This window comes from Limimaricola cinnabarinus LL-001 (assembly GCF_000466965.1).
Classification (GTDB): domain Bacteria; phylum Pseudomonadota; class Alphaproteobacteria; order Rhodobacterales; family Rhodobacteraceae; genus Limimaricola; species Limimaricola cinnabarinus.
This window is the reverse complement of sequence record NZ_BATB01000092.1, coordinates 1-9,450: the sequence shown is the minus strand read 5'-3', so window position 1 is coordinate 9,450 and position 9,450 is coordinate 1. Positions and strand designations below refer to the sequence as shown.

Annotated in this window: 8 protein-coding genes and 1 pseudogene; 2 read left to right on the top strand and 7 right to left on the bottom strand. The window is 67.1% G+C overall.

The window, feature by feature from the left end; all coding sequences use genetic code 11:
* Together MBELCI_RS17395 and purU are read left to right on the top strand one after the other, a co-directional pair.
* A pseudogene (locus tag MBELCI_RS17395) lies at window positions 1–244 on the top strand (hypothetical protein); the annotation flags it as partial.
* Window positions 241–1,125 (top strand): formyltetrahydrofolate deformylase, encoded by an 885-nt coding sequence (gene purU / locus MBELCI_RS17390; RefSeq protein WP_021695562.1) that lies wholly within the window; start codon window positions 241–243, stop codon window positions 1,123–1,125. The pseudogene MBELCI_RS17395 and the gene purU, both read left to right, overlap by 4 nt.
* A gap of 179 nt (window positions 1,126–1,304) precedes the next feature.
* On the opposite strand, the gene MBELCI_RS17385 is transcribed toward purU, so the two are convergent.
* The 7 genes from MBELCI_RS17385 to MBELCI_RS17355 all read right to left on the bottom strand — a co-directional run.
* Window positions 1,305–2,387: an NAD(P)/FAD-dependent oxidoreductase gene (locus tag MBELCI_RS17385; RefSeq protein ID WP_021695561.1), complete on the bottom strand. Its 1,083-nt coding sequence runs from the start codon at window positions 2,385–2,387 to the stop codon at window positions 1,305–1,307.
* Window positions 2,388–2,454: 67 nt separating this feature from the next.
* Window positions 2,455–3,336 (bottom strand): pirin family protein, encoded by an 882-nt coding sequence (locus MBELCI_RS17380; RefSeq protein ID WP_021695560.1) that lies wholly within the window; start codon window positions 3,334–3,336, stop codon window positions 2,455–2,457.
* An 86-nt stretch (window positions 3,337–3,422) separates the two neighbouring features.
* Window positions 3,423–3,710 (bottom strand): hypothetical protein, encoded by a 288-nt coding sequence (locus tag MBELCI_RS17375; protein WP_021695559.1) that lies wholly within the window; start codon window positions 3,708–3,710, stop codon window positions 3,423–3,425.
* Window positions 3,711–3,805: 95 nt separating this feature from the next.
* Window positions 3,806–5,323 (bottom strand): ABC transporter permease, encoded by a 1,518-nt coding sequence (locus MBELCI_RS17370; RefSeq protein WP_021695558.1) that lies wholly within the window; start codon window positions 5,321–5,323, stop codon window positions 3,806–3,808.
* Window positions 5,324–5,333: 10 nt separating this feature from the next.
* The gene (locus tag MBELCI_RS17365; protein ID WP_021695557.1) at window positions 5,334–6,383 is read right to left on the bottom strand and encodes a quaternary amine ABC transporter ATP-binding protein; all 1,050 of its coding nucleotides are present in this window, start codon (window positions 6,381–6,383) and stop codon (window positions 5,334–5,336) included.
* A gap of 56 nt (window positions 6,384–6,439) precedes the next feature.
* Entirely contained in the window at window positions 6,440–7,405 is a 966-nt protein-coding gene (locus tag MBELCI_RS17360; protein ID WP_021695556.1) for an ABC transporter substrate-binding protein, read from the bottom strand.
* 32 nt (window positions 7,406–7,437) lie between these two features.
* A partial coding sequence (locus MBELCI_RS17355; RefSeq protein ID WP_052512771.1) for a DUF1989 domain-containing protein occupies window positions 7,438–9,450 on the bottom strand: 2,013 nt, incomplete at its 5' end.

Below are 9,450 nucleotides of genomic sequence, written 5' to 3'. Positions count from 1 at the left end.
CACGGTGATCGACGTCGGCATCAACCGCATCCCCGCGCCCGAGCGGGGCGAAGGGCGCACCCGCCTCGTCGGCGACGTGGATTTCGACGCCGTCCGCGAGGTGGCCGGCGCGATCACGCCGGTGCCCGGCGGCGTCGGCCCGATGACCATCGCCTGCCTCTTGGCCAACACGCTCAGCGCCTATTGCCATCAACACGGGCTCGATTGCGCGCCCCTCGACTTGGATGAACAGGACCCCGCATGAACCGCTACTGCCTGACCGTCACCTGCCCGACCCGGCGCGGCATCGTCGCCGCCATCTCCACCTTTCTCGCCAAGCACGACTGCATGATCACCGACAGCGCCCAATTCGACGATCAGGCGACGGGCCGGTTCTTCATGCGCGTGAGCTTCACCCCCGAGGAAGGTGCCGATCTCGACACGCTGCGCGAGGGGTTCGAGGCCGTCGCCCGGCTGCTGGAAATGGGCTGGGCCTTCCACGACGAGGCCTGCAAGATGAAGGTCGTCATCATGGTCTCGCGCTTCGGCCATTGCCTGAACGACCTGCTCTACCGGGTGCGTATCGGCGCGCTGCCGGTGGAGGTCGTGGCGGTTATTTCGAACCACATGGATTACCAGAAGGCGGTGGTGAACGCCGACATTCCGTTCCACTGCATCAAGGTCACGCCCGACAACAAGCCCGAGGCCGAGGCCGCGATCATGCGCGTCGTCGAGGAGACCGGGGCCGAGTTGGTCGTGCTGGCGCGCTACATGCAGATCCTCTCGGACCAGATGTGCCGGGTGATGTCGGGGCGGATCATCAACATTCACCATTCCTTCCTGCCCAGCTTCAAGGGCGCCAACCCTTACAAGCAGGCCTTCGAGCGTGGCGTGAAGCTGATCGGAGCGACCTCGCACTATGTCACCGCCGATCTCGACGAAGGCCCGATCATCGAGCAGGACATCGTCCGCGTCACCCATGCGCAATCGGCCTCTGACTATGTGAGCCTCGGCCGCGACGTGGAGGCACAGGTGCTGGCCCGCGCGATCCACGCCCATGCGCATCACCGGGTCTTTCTCAACGGTAACAAGACGGTGGTCTTTCCCGCTTCACCGGGCAGTTTCTCAAGCGAACGCATGGGCTAGGCACCTGCCTTTCCCGCGCGCGAGACCACGAGGGTCCGGCCCGATCCGGGCCCTTTTCGCATGGCCGGGCGCGCCTTCCATCATTCCCATGCAAGCGCGTCTTTCCCGAGAATGAATGAGGACGCAATTCTCTGCGCTCGACAGAGGCAATGCTTCGAGGCGCGGGGGCCTGTGACCGCTCAGGCCCGGTTCAACAGCTTGTTGTACTTCGTCACGAACAGGTCCTCGCCCTTCATCTTGCGCGTCAGCAGATCCCCTGCCGTGAAAAGCCCGAGGAAGGAATTGCCGCGTTTCGGCCCGAGCGGCACGAGGATCGGCGCCTTTGGTCCCCATGGCTTGTAGGGCTTCATCTCTTGGATCGGCTTGCCCGCCATGAGCCCCTTCAGCGTCGTCTTGAGCCATGGAAGCTGGCGGCTCGTCGCGACGATGGTCATGCCGTCGCCCGCATCGGCCACGTCACCGGCGGCAAAGACGTTCGGCAGCGCGGATGGGCGCAGCCACTTGTCCACCTTGACCCTGTTCGCGGTGCTTTTTCGCGTATCGGGCAGGGTTTTGAGCAGTTCGGAGCTGGCGCGCGAGCCCAAGGCGGGAAAGATCAGGTCGAACTCCTGCTCCGACCCGTCGGAGAGCGTCAGGCGGCCGGTATGGGGCTCGGTCATGCTTTGAAGGTTCTGGGCCCGTTTGCCGAGGATCAGGGTCACGCCAGCGGCGCGCAGCTTCTTTGCCAGCCCGGCCCCGAGCTTCTCCGGCATGGTCGGAAACAGGCGGTCGGCATCCGAGATCAGCGTGATCTCCTTGTCCGGCATGGCATGGGCGATCTCGCCCGCAAGCTCGGTGCCGACGGCGCCTGCACCGACGATGCCGACCCGGCGGGCCGTCTTGAGCTGTTCGTGGATGCGCTGGTTGGCCTTTCGCAACCCCACGATGTCGTCGCCGACGGGCTTGAAGGGCATGGCATTGGCCGAGCCGGTGGCGACGACGATCTGGTCGGCTTCCACCCTTTGCCCGTCCTCCAGAGTGACCCCGGTCGCGTCGATACCGCTCGCGCGGGTGCGGATCACGCGGCCGTTCTTCAACAGGCGGTCATAGGGGATCAACGCCCGGTCGAGCAGCGAGGGATCGACCACGGCGCGGATCATCGCCGGGGCATGAACGAAATGGCTGCGCGGCTCGATCAGGGTAACGTCGGCGGTGTTGTCGAGGGCTTTGGCAAGTTCGGCGCCGATATAGCCGCCACCGATGATCGCGATGCGTCTGGACACGGGATGTCTCCTTTCTTGGCGGCCATGCGGCTGTTCCGCGCCGGGGCTCGCTGGTTTTCCCGGGGTATCAATCGGTTTCGGGCTGGTAGGCGATCTGGCCGTATTCGCCCGCGCGGAACTCGCGGAAGGCCTGTTTCAACTCGCCTTCGGTGTTCATCACGAAGGGGCCCCGCATCGCCACCGGCTCCGTGATCGGCTCCCCGCCGAACAACAGCAGATCGAGCGGCTCCGCACGCGGGTTGACGATCTCGATCTCCGTCCCGTCAGCGCCAAGCTCGAAATATCGCTGCGCGCCGACCTCCGTGCCGCTCACCACGGCGCCATGGCCGGGAAGGAAACCCGCCACGGGCAGATCGGGGTGCAGCGCCACCCGGGCAGCGCCCATCGGCTCGACGCGAAGATGCCAGATGAACTCATGTGCATAGATCGGGATCGGCGATGCGCTTCCATCGTATTCACCCAAGAGTACCTTGAGTTGGGCCCGGCCCCCCGGCAGGGCCACGACAGGCAGCTTCTCGGTCGAAACGGGCATGTATTCGGCCGGCTCTGCCTTGTGCCGTGCGGGCAGGTTGATCCAGAACTGGAAGCTGTGCAGCCTGCCGCCCTCGCGGCGCAGCTTCGCGGGCAGCATTTCGTCATGCACGATGCCGCGGCCCGCCTTCATCCACTGCACACCGCCCGCGGTGATGGTGCCATGCCCGCCGCTGCTGTCGGCATGGGTCAGCGCCCCTTCCAGAACATAGGTGAAGGTGGCGATGCCCCGGTGCGGATGGGCGAAGGAGCCGTCGGGATCGGGAAGCTCGCCCGCCGCGATGGTCATCGGCGGCAGGTGGTCCAGCAACATGATCGGACCCACCGATTGGGCCGCCTCGTTCGGGAGGGCCCGGGCGATGGTGAAGGGGCCGACCCGATCGGGCCGGGCGGCTTTGTGGGATATGACCTGTTTCATCGGATGTCTCCGTTTGCCGGTTCAGAGGTAGGCATCCGAAGCGCAGATTGAAATTTATATTTTCTGCGTATCTATATCAGGTTTTCTTATGAACGGGGGGTGCCGGTGAAGCTGGTCAGGCCTCCGGGCTTCTGGATCGCGAAATCGGCGTCCAGAAGGGCCAGAGGCGATGGTATGTCGACGACCTGCACATGAAGAAGAAGTTGCTGGTGACCGGCCTCGGTTGAGGCCGTCTGCCAGAATACATGATCGCCGAAGAGTTGGCGCGAGACCAGCTGCGGGAAATCCTCCTGCCGCACACCCATCTGAGCTTTGGCATCGAGGTTTTCGTCTTTCGCCAGCGCAGGCCGGTCATAGGTCCCGTCGCGGATCATCTATGGAACGAGTTCGGTGCGTATTTCCAGTAAGGGGACATGGGCCTGAGACCTTGTCCTCAGGCTGCGGAGGCCCGTTCCGGCGGCGGGCGGGGCTATCTGCGCCCCGCCACGATCCGGTCGAGGATAAGCGCGCAGAACAGGATCGCGAGGCCCGCGAGGATGCCTTGGCCCGCGGCGGCGAATTGCAGCGCCTCCAGCACGTCCTCGCCCAGCCCCTTGGCGCCGATCAGCGAGGCCACCACCACCATGGCCAGCGACAGCAGGATGGTCTGGTTGATGCCCGCCATGATCGTCCGGCGCGCCAGCGGCAGGTCCACCCGCCACAGCAGGTAGCGCGGCGTCGCGCCGAAGGCCATCGCCGCCTCCCGCACCGCCGCCGGCACCTGCTGCAGGCCCAGCACGGTAAAGCGGATCACCGGCGGGCTGCCGAAGATCATCGTCGCCACCACCCCCGCCGGCTTGCCCGATCCGATGAAGGCCACCACCGGGATCAGGTAGACGAAGGAGGGCATCGACTGCATGAAGTCGAGCACCGGGCGCACCACCGCGAAGACCCGGGGCCGCCGCGCGCAGTAGATCCCCAACGGGATGCCCAGCGTGATCGAGATCAATGCCGCCGCCCCCAGAAGCGCGATGGTGGTCATCGCCTTTTCCCAGAAATCGAGCACGCCCAGATAGGCCAGCGCCGCGGCGGTGAAGATCGCCACCCGCGCGCCGCCCGACAGCCAGCCCAGCATCACGAAGACCAGCGCTACCACCGGCCATGGCGTGCCCACCAGCACCAGCTCGATCCAGTCGAGCAGCGTGCGCATCCCCAGCGTCACAGCATCGAAGAAGCCGCGCCCCGAATCTTTGGTCCAGTCGAACACCTCCTGCAGCCCGTCGCCGAGCTGCAGCTGCCAGTTGCGATCCGTCGGAAACGTCTCGAGCAGCGCGACGGCGTCAGGCCGCGCGAATTTCAGCACCGACAGGCCCACCACGATCACCGAGAGCAGCGCGGCCATGAACAGCCGGTCGCGCGACCATCCGCTCGCCGCGCCGCGATCCGACCGCCACCGGGCGAACTGCGCCTCCAGCGTCCAGTTGGCCAGCGCCGCCGCGCCGAAGCGGACCGCCGCCAGCAGCGCCAGCCCACCGGCGAAATAGAGGATGCCGCCCGCATCGGCAGTGCGCGCCGCCGCCTGCGCACCGGCCTGCGCGCCTTCGAGCGCCTCGGCCGCGCGGCGCAGATTGTCGAGCGAGGCCGCGCCCGAAGCCTCGGCCGCCGCGACCTGCTGGCGCCGCAATTCCAGCGTCTGGGCGATCTGATCGGCGCGCAGCCGCGCCTCGCGGCCCAGATCGCCGAACAGCCCCATCCCCATCAGGATGAAGGCCAGCGTGTCGAAGAGCAGCACGCCGAGGAACCACGACCATAGCCCGCGCGCCCCGAACCAGATCGGCCCCAGAAGTGCCGCCGCCCCATTGAGCGTGAAGCGGTAGCCAGGCGCCTGCATCATGTGCCGGAAGACGCGCTGGTAATAACCGGGCGAGCGATCGACGAACTCACTTACAAGGCGGTCCAGCCGCGCGCTCGTCTCGGGCCGGATCTGCGACGGATCGACATGCATCATGGCGCGCTCCTCAGGCTTGGCTGTTCTGGATCGCGCGCAAAAGGCACGCGCGGTTGATGACGCCCACGGTGTTGTGGTCGTCGGCCACGGTGACGATGCCGTGCCCGTCCACCGCGAGGTTCATGAGATCGCTGAGATCCATCTTGGGATGCGCGACCCGCGCATCCCGGGGCACCGCGCCATGGCGCGCCTCGAACTCCGCCAGCGGCTGCATCACCGAATGGGCGAAGATCAGGTTGAGCTTGGAGATCCCGGCCACGAAATCCGAGACGTAATCATCGGCGGGATTGAGGATGATCTCTTCGGGCGTGCCCACCTGAACGATGCGCCCGTCCTTCATGATCGCGATCCGGTGGCCGATGCGGATCGCCTCGTCGAGATCATGGGTGATGAACATGGTGGTCTTGCCCAGCTTGCGCGACAGCGCCATGAACTGGTCTTGAAGCTGCTTGCGGATCAGCGGATCGAGCGCCGAGAACGGCTCGTCCATCAGCAGGATCTCGGGGTCGGCGGCGATGGCGCGGGCGAGGCCCACGCGCTGCTGCATGCCCCCCGACAACTCATGCGCGTATTTGTCCTCCCAACCGGCCAGTTCGACCAGATCCAGCACCCGGTCCGCCTCTTCCCAGCGGCGCGCCTTGCCGGCGCCGCGGATCTCGAGCGGCATGGCGACGTTGTCGCGCACCGTGCGGTGCGGCATCAGCCCGAAGTTCTGGAACACCATCGCGACGCGGCGATTGCGCAGCTCGCGCAGCCCCGCCTCGTCGAGCTTCATCACGTCCTCGCCGTTGATGCAGATCTCGCCGGCGGTCGGATCGAGCAGTCGGTTGACGTGGCGCACCAGCGTCGATTTGCCCGAGCCCGACAGCCCCATCACGCAAAACAGCTCGCCCCGCGCGACCTGGAAACTGGCATCCGCCACCCCCACCACGCAGTCGAACGCCTCAAGCACCTCGGCCTTCGTCAGATGGTCCTCGTGGATCGCCGTCAGCGCCCGATGCGCCTGCGCTCCAAAGATCTTCCAGACGCCGCGTGCGTCGATCGCGATATCCCCGTCCATCTCGCCCCCGTCCGGTTTGTGGCGCGCCGCCCCGACCGGGGGCGGGGCGGTTGCGTTCAATTCAGGCCCAGCCAGCCATCGACCAAATCGCCATTGGCGGCGAGCCAGTCGGCCACAGTGGCTTCCATGTCGCGCCCCTCGACGATCACCTCGTAGGTCAGCTCCGAAAGCGCATCCGCCTCCATTTCGACCTGTCTGAGGAAGGCCGCGGCACCGGGGTTGCGCTCTTCGAGCGAACCCGAATAGGCCACCGTCACCGTCTTGACCGGATCTCCGGTGGTGATCGACGATTTGTTGAACCAGTCGGCGTCCTTATCGGGTTGGACCATGTCATATTGGGCCGGATCGTGGGCGGGCTCCTCGATCATGGTCACGTCGTAGAGCGCGTGCACGTAATGGGGCGAGTAACAGTAGAAGACCACGCCCTCCTCGCGCTCGATCGCGTCCTTGAGGCGCGCGTAGAACACCGCCTCGTCCTCGGTCGTCGGCTCGAGGAAGGTCTCGATGCCATAGTCGCGCACCTTGACCTTGTGCACGTTGGTCGAGGCCCAGCCGGTCGCGCCGATCCAGATCTCGCCCTTGCCATCGCCATCGCCGTCGAACAGCGGCTGCGCGACCGGGGTCGCGAGGTCGTAGACCGAAGTGATGCCATGCGTCTCGGCCATGTAGGTCGGGGTGCAAAAGCCGGTGCGCCCCTCGTAGCTGCCGGCCGAAAGCGCGACGCTGCCCTTCTCTTCCACGTATTCCTCGACATAGGAGGCGTGGTTCGGCAGCCAGACGTCGGGATGCACGTCGATATCGCCGCGCCCGCCATCCATCGAGGCGAAGATCACCGCGTTGGCCCCCGGCGCATAGCCGACCTCGCTGCCGAGGCGGGTCTCGATCACCTGACCGATGATCCGGCTCATGATCCGCGCGCCGGGCCAACTCGGTTCGCCCACCATGACCTTTTCCTGGGCGGCGGCCGGGCCGGCCAGGCTCAGCACCGCGAGGGCTGTCGTCGCGAATGACGCTGTCTTCATGGGTGTCGTCTCCTGTTGGGGGATGATGCGCCTCAGGCGCGGGCCCGCTTGCGCTGCGGATCGATAAAGGGAATGTCGGCGACCGTGCCGCCAAGCCGCTTCATGCGGCCGTCCATCTGGCCGATCTCCAGCCGGCGGCCATTCTCGGAATGCTCCACCCCGAGGCGCACGATCGCGACCGCATGGCCGAGCGTGGGAGAGCGGGTGGCGGAGGTCACCACGCCCACCTGCCGTTCGCCGTCGAGCACCGGGCTCGCATGGCGGGGCACGTCGCTCCCGTCGAGCAGCAGCCCCTTGAGCACCCGGCGCGGAGCCTGCGCGTTGCGCGCCAGCGCCTCGCGGCCGGTGAAGGCGGGCTTGTCGAGGTCAACGGCAAAGCCCAGCCCCGCCTCGAAAGCGTCCACACCGGGCGCGAACTCCGCCCCCGCGGCGGCCAGCCCCGCTTCGATCCGGATCATGCCGAGCGCCTCGGTGCCCATCGGCGTGACGCCCAGATCCGCGCCCGCCTCCATGATCGCGTCCCAGATCGCCAGCGCGTCGGCGCGGGCGCAGAAGATCTCGTATCCCAGCTCACCGGTATAGCCCGATCGCGCCAGCATGAAGGGCGCACCCTCGCGGTCGCCAAGGCGCGCGACGGTGACGCCGAACCATTTGAGATCCCCGAGCGCGGGAACCTGCGGCTGGGTGAAGACGATGCGGCGCAGAAGCTCGCGCGACTGCGGCCCTTGGACGGCGAGGTTGGGCATCGCGCCACCGAGCGCGTGGATGCGCACCTGCGCGCCCATCTCGCGCGCCAGTTCCTCGAGCACGCGACCGCTCTCCTCGCTGCCGCAGCACCAGCGGAACAGCTCCGGCCCGAGCCGGAACAGCGTGCCGTCGTCGATCACCGTGCCGGCCTCGTCGCACATCAGTGTGTAGGCACCGCGCCAGACTGCCATCTTGGCCACGTTGCGCGTCGTGGCCCGCTGCAGCAGCGCCTCGGCGTCAGGGCCGACGATGTCGTATTTGCGCAGGCTGCTCATGTCCTGCACCGTGACCGCCTCGCGGCAGGCCCAGTATTCGCCTAAGGCCCCCGTGGCGGGAAAATCGACCGCCGCCCACAGGTCACGCGCCGCCGTGAAATGCCGGGTCAGCGGCTCGAGCCGCGCGTGAAAGGCCGAAGGCTGGCTGGTGGTCATCGGGGCGTCTTCCTTTTCGCGCCAGGCCACGGCGCGGCGGATGGGGGTCTCGGGGCGGTAGATGCGCACATGCACATCGGTCGGATTCCAGCCGTTGATCGGGTCGATGTCGTCGGGACAGGCGGTGGAGACGCAGACCAGATCCTCAAGCGCGCGCATCGTGACGTGATCGCCGGGGCGGGAATGGGATTCCTCGGTCATGATCCGGTGCGAGGCATGGTCGATCCACGTGTTCCAGAAGAAGTTGATCGCGGGCCAGGCCGAGCGGCGCGCCACCCCGTAGGGCGCCAGCGCCTCGGAGATGTTGTCCGAGCAGTTCAGATGGCCGGGAAAGCCGCGATCCTCGTAGCCGCGCGCGGTACAGGCCAGCCCGAAGGTGTCGTGCCGTCCGCAGGTGTCCTGCACTACCTGCAGCAGGGGCCGCATCTCGGCGTCGTGGAACTTGTCGAGCAGCCCCGGCCCCGGATAGGCGCCGCGCACCATCGAGCGGGTGGCGGTGCCGTCGATCATCCATTCGCGCCCCGCCTCCAGCCCGTCGCTGCGAAACGCGGTGAAATCCGAGCATTGCTGCCCCTCGACGTCGATGATCTGGAGGTATTCGCCCTCGCGCAGCCGGTAGGCCTGCGCGGTGCCGCGTGGCACGGTGAACTCCTCGCGCACCTCGCCCAAGGGGGCGGGCAGCCGGACCTGCGTGCCTGGCGCGGGCTGATGCGTCACATCGAGGTGCGAGGGATGCGCGCCGCCGATCATTGCGTCCGTGGCCGCGGGGTGGAACAGCCACGCGGTCACCGCGCGGCTTGCGCGCAGCACCAGCGGTTCGTCGCCGGGCCGCAGCCGCGCCGCCGGGACCCGGCCCGCAGCCCCGCC